This is a genomic window from Pseudochelatococcus sp. B33, from assembly GCF_053570585.1.
The window spans coordinates 1-18246 of the sequence record NZ_JBSEFH010000003.1 but is presented as its reverse complement, the minus strand read 5'-3'; the positions used below and the strand labels follow the sequence as shown (position 1 = coordinate 18246).

Sequence of the window (18246 nt, the reverse complement as noted above, 5' to 3'; positions counted from 1 at the left end):
ACATCCGGCTAGAACTTCGCCCGCAGGCCGAGGAAATAGCGCCGCCCTTCGTCCGCGAAGGCATAGTCGGCGGACTCGTCGGCGAGGCGGACATCCGTGATGTTCTCGATACCCACCTGAAGATGGATCGCCTCGTTGATGGCATAATCGCCATAGACGGAAACCATCGTATACGCCGGCTGGCGTCCGGATGCGGTCGTCGTCCTCTGCGCGCCAACGTAGTTGATCCGCAGAGAGGTGGTCAGGTTTTCGAGCGGCGACCAGGCGAGCGTGGCGTTCGCCGCGTGCCGGGATCGGTCCGGCAGGCGCTCGCCCGTTTCCCTGTCGATGGGGTCGAGATAGGTGTAGTTGGCGTCGAGCCGTAGGTTCGGCAACAGCTCCACGCCGCCGCCAAGCTCGACACCGCGGATGCGCGCCTCGTCGACATTCCTGTAGGACCATTGTGCGCCGGGCGCGCCGGTGCAGCGCAGGACACAGACGGCCTGGATGAGATCCTCGACATTGTTCTGGAAGGCCATGACCCGTGCCGACCAGATGCCCTGCTGGTATTCGGCGCCGACCTCGAAGGAGAGGTTGGTTTCCGGCTTGAGATCGGGATTGCCGACGATGGTGAAGCGGCCGCCGCCGGCGATGGCCTCGTAGGTGGGCGAGAGCTGCTTCAGCGTCGGCGCCTTGAAGCCGCTGCCGACGCCGCCCTTGAAGGTGAGCGCATCATTGAAGTGGTAGAGGAGGTAGGCGCGCGGGCTCGCATGCCAGCCGAACTCCTCATGATGGTCGAAGCGGCTGCCAAGCACCAGCTCGAGTTGCTGCCCAAGCGAAATCTCATCCTGGATGAAGCCGGCATAGTGGGTCTGCTGCGCGCGCCCCGCATCGTTGACCGTCGGATCCCTCAGCTTCTCCTGACGGATCTCGCCGCCGAGCGTGAACTTGTGGTTGGTGAAGGGAGAGAAGCTGATCTGCCCGTCGCCGACGGTGTCGATGAACCTGTGCGGGCCGGAAGCCGGAGCGCCGTCGCTGCGGGCATTCTCGCGCCTGAGCGTCATGTTGTAGAAGCGCAGCCGGCTCGTGCCCCAGTCCCAGTTGCCTTCGTGCGACAACGAGAGCCGCTGGCGCCAGATCTCGTCTTCGGAGCGGTAAAAGGTCGGGAAGGGTCCTGCGCCCTGCAGGTTGCTCCACCTCTCCTCATATCCGCCGCTGTAGGAAAGATCGATGCGCTGTCGCGCATCCGGCGTCCAGGTGAGCGCTGCGGTGCCCGTGAAGGCTTTCTCGTCACCAAGCGATGACAGCCGCGGATTGTCAGGCGAGGCAAGCTCCGTCCTGCCCCGGAACTGGCCCCACAGATTGAGCCCGAGAACGCCCGGAATGACGGGACCACCGACATAGCTGCTGAGGTTGTAACCGTTGCCGCCGCGCCCGTGCTCCGGGAATGCGCCCCAGGTCGAGAACGAGCCGCGCCATACGTCGGTCGCGCGCCGGGTGATGATATTGACGACGCCCCCGAGCGCCTCCGAGCCGTACAGCGACGACATGGGACCGCGCACAACCTCGATCCGTTCGATCGCCTCGGGCGGCACCCAGCCAAGCTCGAAATCCGAATGGGCGATGGCCGAGGCCGAATTGCTGATGCGCATGCCGTCGACAAGGACGAGCGTGTGGTCGGGCAGCATGCCCCGCAGAGAAATCCCCCGCCGGCCGAGCCCGATGCCGGTCAGTTGCACACCGGGAGTGCCATTGACGGCGTCGGCAAGGTCGCGCACGGGCCGTTCCCGCAGTTCCTCACCCGGTACGACCGTGACGCTCGCCGGTGCGTCCCTGAGGGACCGCTCCCCCGATGTCGCCGTCACGACAACGGGGTCAAGGACGATTTCCGCGTTTTCCACGCTCGACTGGCCGTGGGCTGCAACAGCAGGGGCAGCGACGAAGGCGGCAATGAGGAAGGAACGGGTTTTCAACGGGCGTATGCGGGTCATTGAAGCCCCTGTGCTGGTGCCGGAGGAGGATAATGCTGAAAATGATATGTTATAACGTTGTGTAAAGTGTAGGCGCCTGTAGCGCAAGACCCGAATGTGGGATTGTCAACAACCCTCTCCCGGCAGCGGTGCAATGCAACGGCAAAACACCGTCTGGACGGCGATGGGGCGACAGGCGTCGGTCTCGTCGTCCCACTCTTCGTCTGTCGGGGTGGTTATCGGCGGCTATCCGAGCAGGCCTGCTGCCCGTAGCGTATGAAGGAAGAAGCGCGCGGGATCGGTATCCGTTCCGACGAGGAAGTAACGGCCGCGCAGGCGGGTCAACGTCGCGGAGAGTTCTTGCTGCCAGCCGTCGAAGGCCTGTCTGTAGCGATGGATCGTTTCGTCGTCGAGCACAATTGCCATAGGCTCGCCGGTCTCGCTGTCTGTCATCATCACCGCCCCCTGTGTGACCGGCGCCATGTCCTGGGAAGTGGCGATGTGGACGGCGACGAGCTCATGCCCGGCGGCGGCGAGCGGTTTCAGCGATCCGTCGATAGCATCGTCGAGCCAGTCGCTGAGCATGACGACGAGGCTCGACGGCGGCATGGCGCCGAGCGCGGCCTGCAACGCCCTGCTGAAGGGCGCGTCACCGCCGGGCTGCTGGCGTTCGAGCCACGCAAACAGTTCCCCGGCGCGGCTCGATCCATGAAGGCGTTGCGACCACCGCAGGTTGTCGCCGGCGAAGCCGAGTTGCACCTGATCGCCGGAAGCCAGGGCGACGAAACAGAACAATTGCGCCAGCATCGCCGCCAGCTCGTAGCGAGCCGCCGAGCCGCAGAGCATGGAGGCGCTGGCATCGAGCAACACGAACACCGGCAGTTTCCGGTCCACCGCATACTGGCGCACCCACGGATCGCCCAGCCGGGCCATGAGGCGCGGATCGAGATGGCGGACGTCGTCGCCTTCCCGATAGGGGCGGTGGCCGGCGAACTCGAGTCCGGCGCCCAGGGCGCGCGAGCGCCGCTCTCCGGCGTTGACGGACGGTTCGGCCGAGGTGATGCGCAGGCGGGCGCCTGCCAGCCGGTCGAGCAGTTGTGGAGACGGCTTCATGGCATCGGCCTCATGCGACCGTCCTGACGGTATGGTCGAACAGGTCGAGGACCAGTCTTTCGATGTTGATGTCTTCGGCGCGGCCCTGAAAATTGAGCTGGATGCGATGGCGCGTCGCCGGGAGCAGCACGGCGCGCAGATCCTCAAAGGCGACGTGGTGGCGGCCGCTGAGCAGCGCATGGCCCTTGGCCGCCAGCATCAGCGCCTGCGCGCCGCGCGGGCTTAAACCGAAGCGGACGAAGCGGTTGACATCCGCGCCGGCTCCGCTGGAACCCGGCTGGGTCGAAACAGTGAAAAGCGCGACCGCGCGCGCGACATGCGCGGCCACCGGCACGCTGCGCACCAGCGCTTGCAGGGCCAGGATGTCGTCCGGCGAAAGGAACCGCTTTGCCTCGCGCACGCGGACGCCCGTGGTTGCGCCGAGAATGGCGACGAGCGTTTCGGCATCCGGGTAGCTGACGTCGAGCCGGAACAGGAAGCGGTCGATCTGCGCCTCGGGCAGCGGATAGGTGCCGTCCATCTCGATAGGGTTCTGGGTCGCAAGCACCACGAAGGGACGCGGCAGCGCCATCGTGGTGCCCGCCGCGCTCACGGTTTTCTCCTGCATGGCTTCGAGCAGCGCCGATTGCGTGCGCGGCGTTGCCCGGTTGATCTCGTCGGCGAGCAGCAGCTGGGTGAAGACCGGGCCGGGCTGGAAGGTCAGGGTGTTGCGGCCCTCCGCATCCGGCGCAAGCACCATCGAGCCGGTGATGTCGGCGGGCATCAGGTCGGGCGTGAACTGCACCCGCGCGAACGCGAGGCCGGCGACGTCGGCGAGGGTCTTCACGGTCAGCGTCTTGCCGACACCGGGAGGCCCCTCGATCAGGATATGGCCGCCGGCGATCAGCCCGATCAGCAAGCGCGTGACGAGGCCCGGCTGACCGAGAACGACCTCGTTCATTTCACGCCGCGCGTTCTGAAGGGCAGCGAGCAGGTGCTCAAGGGAAGAAGTGTCGTCCGGCGTGGGTGTGGGCGGTGCCGGGGCGGGTGAAGTCGGCATGATGACTATCCTTGGTGACTATGCTTGCGCGTTTCGCGGGGAATACGGCCAGCGGGGGAGCCGGTGTGGCGGTACGCCAGCTCAAGCATGAAAAGGACCAGTGCGAGGACGAGGAAGAACGGCCACGCCCGGACGGTTTGCCAATGGCTCCTGGCGGTTGTGTCCGTACCGCCGCCCGCGCTGCCGCTGAGAAGCAGCAGAGACGGCAGATCGACGGTGTTGTCCGGCTGGTCGCGGCTGACGGAACGGGCGATATGGAGGCGCAGGCCCGCTTCGCTCTCGCCCGCGCCAGCGGACAGTGCAATGTCGCCCGCCGTTTCGGGAAAGAACGAGGCCTGCCACGCGCCGGTTTCCGCGGGGCCATCGACGTTGCCGGTCAGCGGCAACTGTTGCTCCTGACCGTCCGCCGTCTTCATTGTGAGGACCGGCGGCTCGTCGGAGCGTGCAGCCTCCGTGACGCGCACATCGATGCGGTCGCCGATGCGCCTGGCCGTGATGTCGAGGCCCGGTTGCGGGAGGACGGGCAGGAACTGGCGCATGGCTTGCGACCACAGGCGGGGATAGTCGTCCATCGCCTCCCACGCACGCGACCACGGTCCCATGCCGTCGCCCGCCACGGCGAGCACCTGCCCGAGACCGTAGCGCCAGGTGGCGAGAAAGGGCACGGGCTCCTGCCGTTCGTCGAGTACGATCCACGACAGATGCACCTGCGGCTTCGCCGTCGTGCGCACGAAGCCGTGGACGGGCGGCAGCCGCTCCGGCAGCCCGGCGAGGAATGGCTCGTCCGTTGCCACCCGTAGCGGTTGTGTCGTGATCTCCTCGATGGGGGAGCTCGCGGAGAGCAGCGTTTCCTGCGAGATGATCGAGGGCAGTGCCTCGAAATCGCCGGAGGCATGAAAGGCGCCGCCGCCCAGCCGGGCGATATCCTCGGCGATGCTGGTTTCCGCGGTCGAGCCGATGGCGATGGTCGATACGGTGATGCCCTCAGCGCGCATGTTGCCGAGCAGGGTCTGGAAATCGGCGAGGTCGCTCATGCCATCGGTCATCACCACCACGTGGCGCGCGGCCGCCGGGTTGTCGCGCAACTGGCTGTAGGCAGAGACGAGCCCTGGATAGATGGCCGTGCCGCCGCCTGCCCGCACGCCCGCCAGTGCTCGCGCGACCTCGGCAGGGTCGTTTACCGGCTGCAACGGAAACACGGTTTCCGCATCGGCGCTGAACATCACGATGCCCATCCGGCTACGGGCGTCGAGCAGGCCGGCGGCGGCCATCACCGCCTGTTTCGCGATGTCGAGGCGCGTCTTCGTGCCCACCGTCTGCAACATGGAGCCGGAGCGGTCGAGCACGAAGACGAGCGCCGTTTCCGGAACGTCGCGCGGGATCCGGCTCGACAATGGCGATAGCCGCTCAAGCGGTGTGGCAAGATAGCCGCCGGGGCCGAAGCTGTCCGGACCACCCAACAGGAAAAGCCCGCGGCCATGGTCGCGCACGGCCTCTTCCAGTGACGTCTGCCGGCGTGTCTCCAGCGCAATGGCCGGCACGTTCATCAACACGATGCCGTCATACGCGAGCCAGTCTTCGGTGCGCGCGGGGGCTGCGCGCGGCTCCAGTGTAATGGCATCTAAGCCTTGCTCCCTGAGCATGCGGGCGAACTCCTCGCGCTTGCCCGCCTGCGGCGAGATCACGGCGATGCGTGCCGGTTGGCGCACGGTGACCCACACACCGTTGGTTTCGTTGCCCGTCTGCGGATGGTCAGCGACAGAAAGGCTCACATTGAAGAATGTCTCGCCCGCCCGTTCAGCCATAACGGGAATATCGATGCGGTTGGCACCCGCTTGGAGAGCGATGGCGAGATCGCCAAGCGGTTCGTCATTGCGGGTGATATGGACGGTTGCGGGGGCAGCCGCGGCCGCATGTACCTTTAGGGTGAGCGCGAAGCTGTCCCCCGCATAGACCGGTGACGGAGCTTCCACGGATGAGACGCCGGTCTCGCCCATCGGCCCTGCAGGCGCGAGCGGGCTGAAGGCGACGCCGCGCCGCGCCAGCGCCGTGACGAGGGCGCCCGCAGTGTCCGCCTCGTGGGCGAGCGGCGGCGGCATCAGGATGCGGCGCACGCCGTCCCGCGGCAGCAGCGCCGCGGCGAGTTGCAAGGCGGCGGCCATGTCGCCCCGGAACGCGGCTCCGGCGGGAGGCGTCGTGGAGCCATCGGCGATCTGGGGAATGGCGCTGTTGATGACCACGATTGCATCGGGCGCAATCGCCGCATCGGCCGGACGCATACCCGGATCGAGGATGGCGACCGTCGCTTCCCGGCGGGAGGGAAACGGCAACGGCGGATCGAAAAGCGCCAGCAGCACCAGCGCCAGGATCGCGACGCGCAGCCACGGCAGGCGCCTGCTCCTGCCTTGCCGCCGGCGGAAAAGAACGCCCTCGGCCAGCAGCACCACCAGGAGCACGATGATGAAAGCCGCCGTGATTTCGGCGGGCGCGGTCGTGTCGCTTGGGGGTGTTGGCTGAGCGCCCGAGGCGTCGACGGCGCTTTCATCGGTCCTCGCGGGATTGACGGCAAGAAGCGCGGTCCTGCCGTTATGCTCCAGCCCGAACAGGCCGGCCCGCTCCGGTACGAAACGGGATGCGGCGATGGCGCGGGCGGGGGCGTCGCCGCCATCCGGGTTGCTGGCATCCATACGCGTCAGCGTTCCGCCGCTGAAATGGCGCGGGACGGCGCATTCCGTGCCGACCACGCAGGCGGGTGCGAGAAAACCACCGGGTTGAAAGCCGAGCCATTCGACGAGATTGGCCGCGAACAGCACAAGGCTCGGCTGCCGCGCCCAGTTCGATCGGCGCGGGTCGAAGGCAAGGTGGATGTCGCCGCCCTCCGGCGTCGTGCGCGCCGTCAGCGCCGGATGTCCCTGCGCCGCCAGAAGCGTGACCGCGCCGTCGAGCGGGGTAAGGGAAGCCGCGGCCTCGAACTGAAGCGCGCTCCAGTCGATGCCGCCGGTCAGCGCATGGCTGCCGTCCCATTGGTCGAGAGTTCCGCCGGGCAGCGGGCGCAGGCCTTCTCCGGCAACGCCGGCATCGCCGATCCACAGGGATGAGACCTCCGGCCGGCGCGGGACCTGCGTGTTGTCGATCACGATGAGATCGAAAGGGTCGAGATCGTCCGGCAATGCCGATGCCTGCTGGACCTCGACGCCTCCGACCGCCTGAAGAGCCTCGACGAGTGGCTGCCCACCTGGACCGATATGAAGGATCGACATCGTTTGCGGGCGGCCGGTGACGACGAAGCGGACGCGGTTGTCGAAATCGGCGGCGTCCTCGGGCAGGGCGAGTTCCACGACACCCGCACCCGGCAGATCGAGTTCGGCGGCGAAGGATGATGCGCCGCTGACCTCGAGGCGCTGTCGTTCTCGCGCGGCGGTTTGTCCCGCAGGCGTGAACTTTACGGCGATCGCCGTCGCTTCCGGTCCGGATGCGCGGTTGATAGCACCCTCGACCGTCCATCGCCCGTCTTCCGGCGCGACGGGCACGAGACGGGCGTTCAAGCCCTTGTTGCTGGCGGGCGTGCCGACAATGATCGTATCGACGGCAGCGCCGCCTGCCGCCTCGGCGGCCTCGTGCGGCAGCGGCGCGTCGGACAGGCTGACGATCCGGGTCGTTTCTCCTGCACGCAGCAAGGTGGTCAACAGGGCCGACAGTCCGGCGACGTCGGCCGCACCCTCCGTTGCTTCCACTTCGTCAATCGCCCCGCGCAGCACCTCGGGTCTGAACGGCTGGCGAGCGATCACGGGTCGCGCGGCAATGCCGGTTGTGACGAGCGACACCCGCGCTGCTCCGTTGCCGGTTGCCGCGAAGCGTGCAAGCCGCTCCAGCGCTTCCCCGAACCGCGTGGAGGAGCCCGAGCGCGTCTGCATGCTGGCAGAGGTGTCGAGCACGATGACGATGTGATCGGCATCGCCTCCCGGTCCCCACAGCGGGCGCGCCAGCGCGAGCGCCGCGAGCAGCACCGCGAGAAGCTGGAGAAGCAGCAGCGCGTTCGGACGTGGCCGACGCCGGGCGGCGGCTGTCCAGCCGGCCACGCCCTGCACACGCTTCCACAGCATCAGCCCCGGCACGACGACGGCACGGCGCGCACGTGTGTGCAGGGCGAGCACGACGGGCAGCAACGCCAGAAGGGCGAGCCATACGGGGGCGATGAAGCTCATTGTCCGGAGCGTCCCTGGCCGGGCCGGTCATCGGGGCTGGTGCCGGGCGCTGAGAAGTATCGCGTCACGATGCCGGCGCGATCCGCAGCGATGGCCTGCCGGACAACCGGTGCGACGGCGACGGGCGCCCAGACCCTGCCGGTATCCGCGTTCGCCTCCATCTGCCGCGCGCGTCGCGCGTCGCGCTCCGCCTGCGGTTCGACGTAGAGCCGCACCCTGCGGCCCTCGTTGGGCGTTGTCGTATAGACCTCAAGCTGCTGGCCCGATGCGGCTTCTTCCGGAAGGGCGTTACCCGGCGCAGATGGCGCCGCCGTACCGGTGGCGGAAAAGGCGCTGTCCCGTCGCTCGGCGTCGCCTCTCCCGCTCATGGTCATGGCGGCAGCTGCCCGAGGGTCCGATCGCCGCATGGCCCAAGGCGGAGTGGCGTCGCCGCCCTGTGCGGCTGCGTCCGGGGAGAGGCGGGCGTCGGGTGACGACCGGGGCGTCGACGTTTGCGCCATGCCGCGCGCCGCGCGCTGCTGCGCTGCATCAGCCCTCCGTATCGAATCATGAACCGCGTCATCCCCGAAGATCCCTGCATCGTCGGGACGCATTGCGGATGATCCGGTCCGGCCGGCGGGCAGGCCCGATATGTCGTCCGGCTCTTCACCATGTCGGCTGGCGGCGGCAAGCGCCTCAAACGGCCCGGCGAACTCGTCGGGCAGCCGTTCCGACATGTCGGCCCGCACGCGCGCGGCGTCCCGCTGCGGGGAAGAGTCAGGCAGGCCGCGAGGGGAAAGCGCGGTGTTATCCCGTTGGGGAAGCGTGCGCGGGCTCTGCTGCGCCGCTGCGTCCACGGCGTCGGCTGGTTTCGGAGGCTGTTCGGCTGCGACGGCATTTTCGGCCGCAGCCTCGTCACCGGACGCCGCTGCGCGCGGCCGATCGGTTGCCCCTGACGGGAGGAGCTGCGCGCCCCACAGGGACGCGCCCGCGATCAGCATGGCCACCAGCGACAGGCGCAGCGCGCGGGTGGCGAGCGGCGCTGCCTTCCGTAACGGGGTGCTGCGCGCGATGGTGCGGGCGTCTTCCAGCAGGGCTTGCGCGACGGGGCCGTCCGGTGCGGGAGCGCTGCCGATGTCAAGCGCAGTGGAAAGCGCTTGCAAAACCTGCAGACGGCGCTCGATCCGGCGGGCAACGCGGATGAGGGAAGGGCGCTGCCGGAGCGCGCCGGCGGCAAGGCATGCCGCGACGGAGAGCCCCGCCGCCATGCCCCACCAAGCCGCATCGTTGTCGGTGACTGCAACCGGCAACAGGTGGATTCTGGCGTTGAATACGACTAATGCCGCCGTCAGCAAGCCCGCGATAGCGCCGATGGAAAGCGCGACAATCAACCGTCCTGCCGTTTCGCGTCTCCTGACTGCCTGCAGGAAACGCCCGATCTCGGCTCGCGCTTCTGTATTCTCAACCGCCCGGTCCACAGGCAGTTCCTCCTGTCGAGCAGCGAAAGAAGCTTGCGCTGCAAGGAAGTGGGACGGCGGCAACCCGGTGCGGCCGTCCCGCCCTGTATTCAGATCCAGGAAATCAGCTCTTTGGTCTCGACGATCTCGAACTGGTCGTCGCCGACCTTCTCGACCTTGCGACCGTCGGAAAGCGCATAGGCAGTCTCTTTTTCTCCGGCTTCGCTGACGCTGTGCGTCTCGACGACGGTGTAGACGACGCCGGTATCGCCTTGGGCGCGGAAGGTCTTGGTGCGTGCGGTCTCGCTCATGATGGATCTCCGAAAGAGGTGCGGAACGATGGTGCGACCGGCCGTTACTGGGTCTTGACCGCGATCGGCCCGATGGGCGCAACGTTTGGAAGCGTCAGCGTGACCTCCGCGGCCTCGGCGGGCGGGGCGTCGAACTGCGCCTTCCAGTCGCCGACGCGCGGATTCTTCTTGGGGTCGTAATTGAACGTGAGTTTGAGCGCTCCGGGCGCGGCGGCCTTGCCGTTCTCGCGGTGGAGCGGGTAGCGCTTGTCGCCCGCGGTCAGGTAGATGGCGTCATCCATCGCGTCGGCAGACAGTTTCTCGTAGATCGTTTCGCCCGAGTAGCCCTCGTAGTCGGTCTCGAAGCGCAACTCGATGGCCACGGTGTTGTCCTGCCGGACAGCCTTGCGGACGGTGGCCCACGCCTTGCCGCTCTTGGTCAACGGCTTGTCGTCCGCCGCGTGAACGGCAGCCGGGATGGCGAGCGAAATCATAATGCTGGCCAGAAGGCCGGAACGGAAAAGCATGATCGGTCTCCGGGAAAGGGTGGAGGGCCTCTGCGGTCCTCCACGGACGATCGGGCATGCGCGGTGGCGTACTTGCCGGCCGCGGATCAGTTGGCCGCCGCCTTGGTCGGCGCGGCGATCCCGAAGGCATTCAGACCGGCGCGGAACACGTCGGTGTTGTCGACGTAGACCCGGCTTTCCTCCGGCACGTCATAGGCGGCAAGGCCGGGGTCCTTCTGCGCATTCTTCACGAAGAAGTCGGCGCCGACGCCGTGCGCATAGAGCGGCACCAGCTCACGCGTGTGGTTGTCGGTGTGCCAGCGGACCAGCGGCAGCGCACCCGCGCCCTGGTTGACGACTGGGCTGTAGGCGTTGACGTTGGAATCGGGCCCCTGCAGCAGGCCGTTGCCGTGGTCGGTGGTGACAATCACCAGCGTCTCGTCCCAGGAGCTCTTGTTCTCGACCCAATCGACGACGGCCTCGACCATCTCGTTGAAGTCGATCTGCTCCTCGATGAGGCGCGGCAGGTTGTTGGCGTGCGCGGCCCAGTCGACAGCGCCACCCTCGACCATGAGGAAGAAGCCGTTGTCGTTCTTCTCAAGCAGGTTGATGGCGCCGAGCGCCATGGTCTTGAGGTCCGGAGTGTTGTCGAGCCGGTTGCCGGCGGTGACGCCCGGGCGGTTGAACTGCAGGGTCTGGATGTTCTGGGCCGTGCCGATCACCTTCGACTTGCCCTTGAGGTCGAGTTCGCCCTTGGCGAGCGCCTCGAAGTCGGCCTTCGTCTCGATGTGGGCATAGTCGGTCTGGCCGGAGGTCAGGCGCTCCCAGGTGTCCCTGCCGCCGACGAAGCGGAAGGCCCGATCGTCGGGGTTCTCGACGCGCGTGCCCTCGCCCTCGTAGTAGGGATGGCCGGTGCCCATGACCACGGTGGCGAGGCCGCTGTCGACGATCTCCTTGCCGAGGCCGACATAGTCGTTACGGCTGACGTTGTGGGCGAGGAAGCCGGCGGGCGTGGCGTGCGACCACTCGACCGAGGTGACGACGCCGAGCGAGCGGCCGGATTCGACGGCATATTCGCCGATGTGCTTCAGCTTCTCGCCGGTGTTCGACCAGTTGATCGCGTTATTGTAGGTCTTGGTGCCGGAAGCGAGTGCGGTGGCGGCGGCGGCGCTGTCGGTGAAGTCGGCGCGGGTATAGTCATAGCCGGCGAAGAAGCCGGGGAAGGCGCCGAGGCTGCCCTCGAACACGGTGTCGACCTTCGCGTCGTCCCAGAGCTTGGCGGGATCGAAGGTGACAGAGCCCTCGTTGGTGTTGGTGGGTTCGTTCGAGGTGTTGAGCGGATAGGTCGAGGCGAAGACCTTGACGTCGAAATCGTCGTAGGCCTCGTGGCCGAGCGCGCCGTGGCGGAAGAAGCTTGCCGCGCGCCACGTCTCGATACCGGCGCCGTCGGTGATGAGCACGATGACATTCTTGGCCTGCGGGTTCTGCGCAAGGGCAGGCGCTGTCAGCGCGGATGCAAGGCAAAGGCCAAGCGCAATCTTTTTGAGAATGGTCATATCGGTCTCCAGAGGAAGCAGGACGGAGGTTCCATCGCCCAGACTCCGGTATCGTAATAACATTGCATCTTAACGACAGCAGACTTTGGCGCGGATCGACCGGGCGGGGCCGCGACGGCAACGGGACCGGGAAGAGGAGAGTTCGGGTCCGCCAGTGTCAAAAAAACTAAAGAAATGAGAGTGGGTTACGCAACAGACCTTGATCAACAATGATGCAACCCGCTCCAGATATTGCGGGCGGGTGCCGAAACGTTTGCGAAAGGCATCTGCCCGTCATCCGCCGCACCGGGAAACCGTTCAGCTCCGGTCCCGGCTTCATCCCCTGTACCGACTGGGGGACGTTCCCCTGGCCTCGCGGAAGACCTTGCTGAAGTGGCTGAGGCTTTCGAAGCCTACCGACAGCGCGACTTCCGTCACACTGCGTCCCTCCAGCAGAAGCGAGGCCGCTGCGTTCAGTCGCACCTCCTTCAGATAGGCGTGGATGGAATTGCCGACGATCCGGCGAAAGCCTTGCTTGAGCTGACGCTCATTCAGCCCGACCTCGCGGGACAGGCGGGCGATCGTCCAGTTTTCCGGATAACTCTCCTCAAGCAGCCGGCGAGCGTTCGCGATCTTTCGTTGTTCGTCCGGGCGTAAGGCCGGCAGACTACCGGCGGCATTCTCCAAGGTCGACACGACGATGCTCAGGGCCTCGACGGACCTGCTGTAAAGATAGAGCCGCCGCGCCAGCCCCTCGTCCATCCGACAGGCGAGCATCTCGCTGGCGACGCGTGCGAGCGCGGCATGGGCCGGAAACCCGATCAGGAAGATTCCGCTCTCCGGGACGCTGTATTCCGTCAGCAGCGCACCGCCGAAGCGGGCAAGCGGCAGCCCTCCGAGCTTGAGGAGATGATCGATTTCAAACCGTATATCGACGAAGCGCAGCTTCGCCGTCGCCAGGATGGTGTCCGTGCCGCTGCTGAATCCGTTGCTGGCGAAGAGCGCGGCAGTGCCGTCGCTGAAATGCAGTGGTGCCGCACCGTCGATGGCAAGCGTGCCCCTGCCGTCGAGAAATACGCTGATCGAGAAAGTCGGCGGTCCGGATGCACTGAAGGTGACATCCTTGGGCACCGGTGTGTCCACGGCGTAAATCGTCACCGTTTCGTCGGGCCGCTCGACACGAACTCTCTGTCGCCAGCCGAGTTCCTCTAGCTGCCGGTCGACGGCGTCTCGCCAGGTGCCGGGCACCGTCTCCGACAGGTTGGTCACAAGGCCCCTCGGCTCATAGCGAGGACCGTCGGGTGATGGGGCGGTCATGGTGTCCTGCGCGCTGCGGCGTTCCGGGTATGTGGTTTGTCGGCCACACTTAGGAGCCCGCTCATTTCAGGGGGTGGTCAAAGTCCCGATCCCGTTAATACAGGTACCGATAGCGTTAGACAACCTCTTGCGACGCTCTTTAGATCAAATGAATAGCATCGAAAAGGTCAAGGTTGTTTAGAAATGCTCTCAACAAGAACGTTTGTTTGGAATTTTTCTGTTGTTGTGCTTGCAATGTACTTTATTCCCGTGCATGCGCAGGAAAATGACGATACGCTCGTTCTGGACACCATCACAGTTACGGCGAGCAAGCGCGAGCAGTCGCTGCAATCCATTGACGGTGCTGTCTCGGTCCTGCCCGGCGAGACGCTCGAACAGCGCAACATTCTTACGGTCAATGACCTTGAAAAGGTGCTCCCCGGTCTCAAGATCGACGCGCGCGGCAATCGCGCCTACGCAAACTTCACCGTGCGCGGTGTTTCCTCCCCGGATTATTACAATCCCGGCGTCCAGGTCTATGTGGATGGCATTCCGCAGCCCTCTTCGGCGATGGTGCAGGATCTCGTCGATGTCGAGCGAGTGGAATTCCTGCGCGGGCCGCAGGGTACGCTTTACGGGCGCAATGCCTACGCTGGCGTGATCAATATCATTTCACGCAAGCCCGAGGAGCAGCGGCTGTCGCTGTCCGGAACAGCCTCCAACCGCCTGTTCGATGCAGGCGCGGCCACCACGGCGGTTGTGGTGCCGGACAGCCTCTATCTCGATGCCGCCGTGACGCAGCGGCATGATCGCGGGCAGATCCGCGATATCGATCGTGCCGACAGGCTCGTCGACTGGTCGAACACGTTCAGCGGACGCCTGGCGCTGCGTTACCAGCCGCTGAACGGCCCCCTGGATGCCGGGCTGTGGGTTTCACACGAGGCACTGCGCTCGCGCGAGGAGACCTATATTCTCGATCAGGATGTTCGCGGCCGCCGCTATCGCTCCGGCCTCCTCGGTTCCTACAACCTGCTCGATCGCGAGATGACGACGGTCGGAGCCCGTGCGAGCTATCGCTTCGGCGATTTCACCCTGTCCGGCCATGCCGGCTACCAGGATGTTTCGCTCGATCGCCGGATCTTCGGCGGTGATTATCCCGAAAGCGATCGCGGTTTTACCGGTGAGGCGAAGCTGACCTATGACGCGGGTGGCGCCCTGACCGGGGTGGCGGGCGTGTCGTTCTGGAGCAGCGACTTCACGCGCGAAACCGGCGGCTACCCGGGCTACTACGGCCCGTCTCACAACGCCGTCGACAGCCGGAGCGTCGCGGCGTTCGGCGAGGCGACCTATGCGCTGACGGACCGGCTGGATGTCACTGCCGGCGCCCGCGTGTCCTACGACCGGGCGTCCATCGATTTCCACCGCCTGGACAGCTACGGCACGGGCATGGGCCTCGACTTTGACCGGTCCGCAGATTTCACCAGCTTCCAGCCGAAGCTGTCTCTCGGCTATCAGGTGTCGGACACGGCGCGGATCTATGCACTCGTTTCGCGCGGCTACAAACCCGGCGGCTTCAACCACGCGGTTTCCTATGCCGAGGACGCGCTGCCCTACAAATCGGAGACCGCGTGGAACTTCGAGATGGGCGGCCGCGCCGCGCTGTTCGACGGCAAGCTCGACCTGTCCGCCGCTGTCTATCACATCCGCTCGCAGGACAAGCAGATCTATGTCGGGCCGGCGTGGTTCCAGGTGTTGCGCAACGCGGGCGATGCCGAGAGCACCGGCATCGAGGTCGAGGCAACGGTTCGTCCCACCGACAGGCTGACATTGACCGCAACGGGAGCGTTCGGCCGCTCGGAATTCTCGAACATGACGGACCCGTTCACGGGCCAGCGCTATGATGGCAAGCGCGTGCCCTATGCGCCGGACGCAACGGGCAACCTGTCGCTGCGTTACGACGTCGAACAGAATGTCATTCCGGCCCGCATGACCCTGACGGCGGCCGCCCATCTCGTCGGCAAGACATGGTTCAACGAGGCCAACACGCTGTCGCAATCGGCCTATGCCACCTTCGACGCCGGCCTCGAGCTCGCTTTCGACCAGGGGCTCACGGTCAGGCTCTTTGCCGACAATATTGCTGACACGACCTACAGGACCATGCGTTTCGACTATAACGGCAGCACGCTCAATACGATCGGACAGGGCCGCGTCATCGGCATGTCGATGCGGACGCAGTTCTGATGACCGGGATACTGGTGCGCGGCAGTTCTTCCGGAGCCGAGCGGCTGCCCTTTCCCCGCGTGCTGGTGGCGATTGCGGGTATCTACACCGCCCAGTCACTTGTCGGCGGGCTCACCTTTCAGGGCATTCCCGTGATCCTGCGTGATCGCGGGGTGGCGCTCGACATGATCGGCCTTGTGTCGGTCGTCATGTTGCCGTGGGCGCTGAAGTTTCTCTGGGCGCCCATGGTCGAGCGTTACCGGCTCCCCATTGGCACGCGCAGGCGTTCCCGGCGTGTCATTCTCGTCGGCGAGGCCATCGTGGCTGCCGTTCTGCTGGCGCTGGCGGTGCTCGGGCCGGATCGACACGCCGTGCTCCTGCTCATTCTGGGCATCGTCGCGCTGTCGTCAGCGACGGTCGATATCGCCTGCGATGCCTTCGCCATCGAGCAACTGCATCCGCTGCAAAGGGGCTGGGGCAACACGGCGCAAGTCGGCGGCGGCTATTTCGGCATGGTTTTCGGCAGCGGCCTGTTCGTCGTCATCGTTGCCTTCGCAGGCTGGGCGCCGGCGGCCATCGTCATGGCGGCACTGGTGCTGTGCCTCGCCATCCCGTTCATGCTGCTGAGAGAGCCGGCCCGGCCGGCCAGTACCGGCTTGCCTCATCGTCCCAACCTGCGGTTCGCATTCTCCCGGCCAGAAGTACGCTGCGGCCTTCTGCTGACCATGCTGTTCGAGCTCGGCGTCAGGCTGGCACAGGGCATGGGCGGGCCGTTTCTTGTCGATGCCGGCCTCGATCTGGCGCTGATCGGCGCGCTGACAGGGGTCGGCGGAACGGTCGCCGGCCTTGCGGGGACGTTTGCCGGCGGCCTGCTGGTGCGCCGTCTGGGCGCGCGCCGCGCCATCCTCGCGGGAGCCGCTGCGCAGGCGATCGCGCTCGCCGGCCTTACGGCTGTCGTGCTGGCTGGCAGCACCTCCCATGTGCTGCTGGCCGGCCTCTTCATCCTGCTGAGTGTCGCCATGGCAACCGGCTTCGTGACGCTCTACTCGCTGCTGATGGGGCTGGCTTCACCGCTGCAGGCCGGCGTCGATTTCACGCTGTTCCAGTGTGCGGACGCGTTCATCGCCGGCCTGTGCGGTTTCGCGGCGGGCGCCATTGCCCAGCGCTTCGGCTATGGCATCTGCTTCTCGCTCGCGGCGCTTGCCGCCGTCACGGTTGTCCTGGCCATGCCCGTGCTGCTGCGCCGGCTTCCTCCTTCCGACTACGTAAAGGAAACGCACTCATGACGCGCTCCGTTGCCGTCATCGTCGGCGCCGGCGTCGCGGGCCTCGCGGCGGGCTGGTGGCTCAACCGCATCGGCTGGGACACGGTGATTGTCGATCGACGCCGGGATCTGGAGGAGGGCGGCTACATGCTCGGCCTGTCGGGCCCCGGTTACGCCACCGCGTCCCGGATGAGTCTGCTGCCGACGCTTGAGGGCTTGTCCTACATCATCAACGAGAATGTCTACCGCGACCGGCATGGCCGCGAACTGTTGCGCCTGCGCTACCGGGAATTCCTGCGCGACCTGCCTTATGTGGCTCTCCTGAGAACCGACCTCGTCTCGACGCTGCGCGATGCACTTCCCGACAGCGCCGATATCCGCCTCGGCACGACGGTCTCCTCGATCCTGGATGACGGGGGCAGGGCGTTCGTGACGCTTGACGACGGTACGCGGATAGAGGCCGATCTGGTGATCGGGGCTGACGGCTTCCGTTCCGCGACCCGTGAGACGCTGTTCGGCAGCGTGCCCGGGCATTTCGAGCATATGGGCTACCGGTTCGCTGTCTATGATTTTGACGCACGGGTCCGGCCTGGCTCGGATTTCATGTCCTATACCGAACCCGGCCATCTCGCCGAATACTATGCCCTGAAGAACGGGCGGCTTGCGGCGCTTCACGTCTGGCGGGAGATGGATCCCGCTGCCGTTCCGGTGCCGGATCGCTGGAGTGTGCTGGAGCAGGTGACGCGCCGCAGCCATCCCCTCGTCCGGGACATGCTGAAAGCAGCACAGGCCGGCTCCGCGCCGCTCATCGACAGCCTGACCATGGTCAAGCTGCCGCAATGGTCGCGCGGCCGGGTCATGCTTGTCGGCGACGCCGCCCACTGTCTGACGCTCGTGTCGGGGCAAGGGGCGGGCATGGCGGTCAGCTCCGCCGAGCTGCTTGCCGACGCGCTGGAGAAACGGCCGGTTCCGGAAGCGTTGCGCGACCACGAAAAGCGGCTGCGGCCGGTCATCGAGCGGCTGCAGCAGCGCAGCCGGCGCATGGCTTCCACCTTCATCCCCGCAAGCCCGCTCGCGTTCCATCTGCGCAACGCAGTGCTCAAATATATGCCGAAGGCATGGCTTGGCCGGTATTTTACGAATGCAATCCGGTCGGAAATCGATCTGGCTGGATCGGACGGCCCGTCCGGCGCAGTGCGTGAGTAGCTTGCAATATCGGCAGGCGATTATTGCAGACCGCTCTCTTGTCGGGATCGAGCGTTTGTCCTGTTGCGCCGCCCATTCGTCGAAGACGAGGCCGCTCAAGGCCCCCCATCACCGTCGCGAACAGCGCGATCGGCCAGAACGGGCGCAGAAGGCGGATGCCTTCGGCAATCGGGCTATCTCTTGCCGT

General features: G+C 66.1%; 12 protein-coding genes. 3 read left to right on the top strand and 9 right to left on the bottom strand.

Annotation, left to right across the window (positions count from 1 at the left end):
• Positions 1 to 8: 8 nt before the first annotated feature.
• The 9 genes from ACUSIJ_RS03640 to ACUSIJ_RS03600 form a co-directional block, all read right to left on the bottom strand.
• Positions 9 to 1970 carry a TonB-dependent receptor domain-containing protein gene (locus ACUSIJ_RS03640; protein ID WP_449307011.1) on the bottom strand — a complete coding sequence of 654 codons (1962 nt, stop codon included), beginning with the start codon at positions 1968 to 1970 and terminating at the stop codon, positions 9 to 11.
• 225 nt (positions 1971 to 2195) lie between these two features.
• Positions 2196 to 3062: a DUF58 domain-containing protein gene (locus ACUSIJ_RS03635; protein ID WP_449307010.1), complete on the bottom strand. Its 867-nt coding sequence runs from the start codon at positions 3060 to 3062 to the stop codon at positions 2196 to 2198.
• 10 nt (positions 3063 to 3072) lie between these two features.
• Positions 3073 to 4101: an AAA family ATPase gene (locus ACUSIJ_RS03630; RefSeq protein WP_449307009.1), complete on the bottom strand. Its 1029-nt coding sequence runs from the start codon at positions 4099 to 4101 to the stop codon at positions 3073 to 3075.
• A gap of 5 nt (positions 4102 to 4106) precedes the next feature.
• Positions 4107 to 8306, bottom strand: coding sequence for a VWA domain-containing protein (locus ACUSIJ_RS03625; protein ID WP_449307008.1), 4200 nt, complete (start codon positions 8304 to 8306; stop codon positions 4107 to 4109).
• Positions 8303 to 9763, bottom strand: a complete 1461-nt coding sequence (locus ACUSIJ_RS03620; protein WP_449307007.1) for a hypothetical protein — start codon at positions 9761 to 9763, stop codon at positions 8303 to 8305. The genes ACUSIJ_RS03625 and ACUSIJ_RS03620 overlap by 4 nt, the downstream gene beginning before the upstream one ends.
• Before the next feature lie 89 nt (positions 9764 to 9852).
• Complete coding sequence (locus tag ACUSIJ_RS03615; protein ID WP_449307006.1) at positions 9853 to 10053, bottom strand: hypothetical protein; 201 nt, start codon at positions 10051 to 10053, stop codon at positions 9853 to 9855.
• A gap of 44 nt (positions 10054 to 10097) precedes the next feature.
• The gene (locus tag ACUSIJ_RS03610; RefSeq protein ID WP_449307005.1) at positions 10098 to 10559 is read right to left on the bottom strand and encodes a hypothetical protein; all 462 of its coding nucleotides are present in this window, start codon (positions 10557 to 10559) and stop codon (positions 10098 to 10100) included.
• An 86-nt stretch (positions 10560 to 10645) separates the two neighbouring features.
• Positions 10646 to 12094, bottom strand: a complete 1449-nt coding sequence (locus tag ACUSIJ_RS03605) for an alkaline phosphatase (protein WP_449307004.1) — start codon at positions 12092 to 12094, stop codon at positions 10646 to 10648.
• Between the two features lie 315 nt (positions 12095 to 12409).
• Positions 12410 to 13390, bottom strand: coding sequence for a helix-turn-helix transcriptional regulator (locus tag ACUSIJ_RS03600; protein WP_449307003.1), 981 nt, complete (start codon positions 13388 to 13390; stop codon positions 12410 to 12412).
• A gap of 234 nt (positions 13391 to 13624) precedes the next feature.
• Between ACUSIJ_RS03600 and ACUSIJ_RS03595 the strand changes: the two genes are divergently transcribed.
• The 3 genes from ACUSIJ_RS03595 to ACUSIJ_RS03585 are packed head-to-tail and all read left to right on the top strand — an operon-like array spanning position 13625 to position 18059.
• Positions 13625 to 15610, top strand: coding sequence for a TonB-dependent receptor (locus ACUSIJ_RS03595; RefSeq protein ID WP_449307002.1), 1986 nt, complete (start codon positions 13625 to 13627; stop codon positions 15608 to 15610).
• Positions 15610 to 16875: an MFS transporter gene (locus ACUSIJ_RS03590; RefSeq protein ID WP_449307001.1), complete on the top strand. Its 1266-nt coding sequence runs from the start codon at positions 15610 to 15612 to the stop codon at positions 16873 to 16875. Before ACUSIJ_RS03595 ends, ACUSIJ_RS03590 begins: the two co-directional genes overlap by 1 nt.
• Entirely contained in the window at positions 16872 to 18059 is a 1188-nt protein-coding gene (locus ACUSIJ_RS03585; RefSeq protein ID WP_449307000.1) for an FAD-dependent monooxygenase, read from the top strand. The genes ACUSIJ_RS03590 and ACUSIJ_RS03585 overlap by 4 nt, the downstream gene beginning before the upstream one ends.
• Positions 18060 to 18246 lie beyond the last annotated feature (187 nt).

What these genes read in the sequence shown, in the direction of transcription:
- ACUSIJ_RS03640 (WP_449307011.1), bottom strand. Translation starts at nt 1,970, where the DNA reads ATGACCCGCATACGCCCGTTGAAAACCCGTTCCTTCCTCATTGCCGCC.
- ACUSIJ_RS03635 (WP_449307010.1), bottom strand. Translation starts at nt 3,062, where the DNA reads ATGAAGCCGTCTCCACAACTGCTCGACCGGCTGGCAGGCGCCCGCCTG.
- ACUSIJ_RS03630 (WP_449307009.1), bottom strand. Translation starts at nt 4,101, where the DNA reads ATGCCGACTTCACCCGCCCCGGCACCGCCCACACCCACGCCGGACGAC.
- ACUSIJ_RS03625 (WP_449307008.1), bottom strand. Translation starts at nt 8,306, where the DNA reads ATGAGCTTCATCGCCCCCGTATGGCTCGCCCTTCTGGCGTTGCTGCCC.
- ACUSIJ_RS03615 (WP_449307006.1), bottom strand. Translation starts at nt 10,053, where the DNA reads ATGAGCGAGACCGCACGCACCAAGACCTTCCGCGCCCAAGGCGATACC.
- ACUSIJ_RS03610 (WP_449307005.1), bottom strand. Translation starts at nt 10,559, where the DNA reads ATGCTTTTCCGTTCCGGCCTTCTGGCCAGCATTATGATTTCGCTCGCC.
- ACUSIJ_RS03605 (WP_449307004.1), bottom strand. Translation starts at nt 12,094, where the DNA reads ATGACCATTCTCAAAAAGATTGCGCTTGGCCTTTGCCTTGCATCCGCG.
- ACUSIJ_RS03600 (WP_449307003.1), bottom strand. Translation starts at nt 13,390, where the DNA reads ATGACCGCCCCATCACCCGACGGTCCTCGCTATGAGCCGAGGGGCCTT.
- ACUSIJ_RS03595 (WP_449307002.1), top strand. Translation starts at nt 13,625, where the DNA reads ATGTACTTTATTCCCGTGCATGCGCAGGAAAATGACGATACGCTCGTT.
- ACUSIJ_RS03590 (WP_449307001.1), top strand. Translation starts at nt 15,610, where the DNA reads ATGACCGGGATACTGGTGCGCGGCAGTTCTTCCGGAGCCGAGCGGCTG.
- ACUSIJ_RS03585 (WP_449307000.1), top strand. Translation starts at nt 16,872, where the DNA reads ATGACGCGCTCCGTTGCCGTCATCGTCGGCGCCGGCGTCGCGGGCCTC.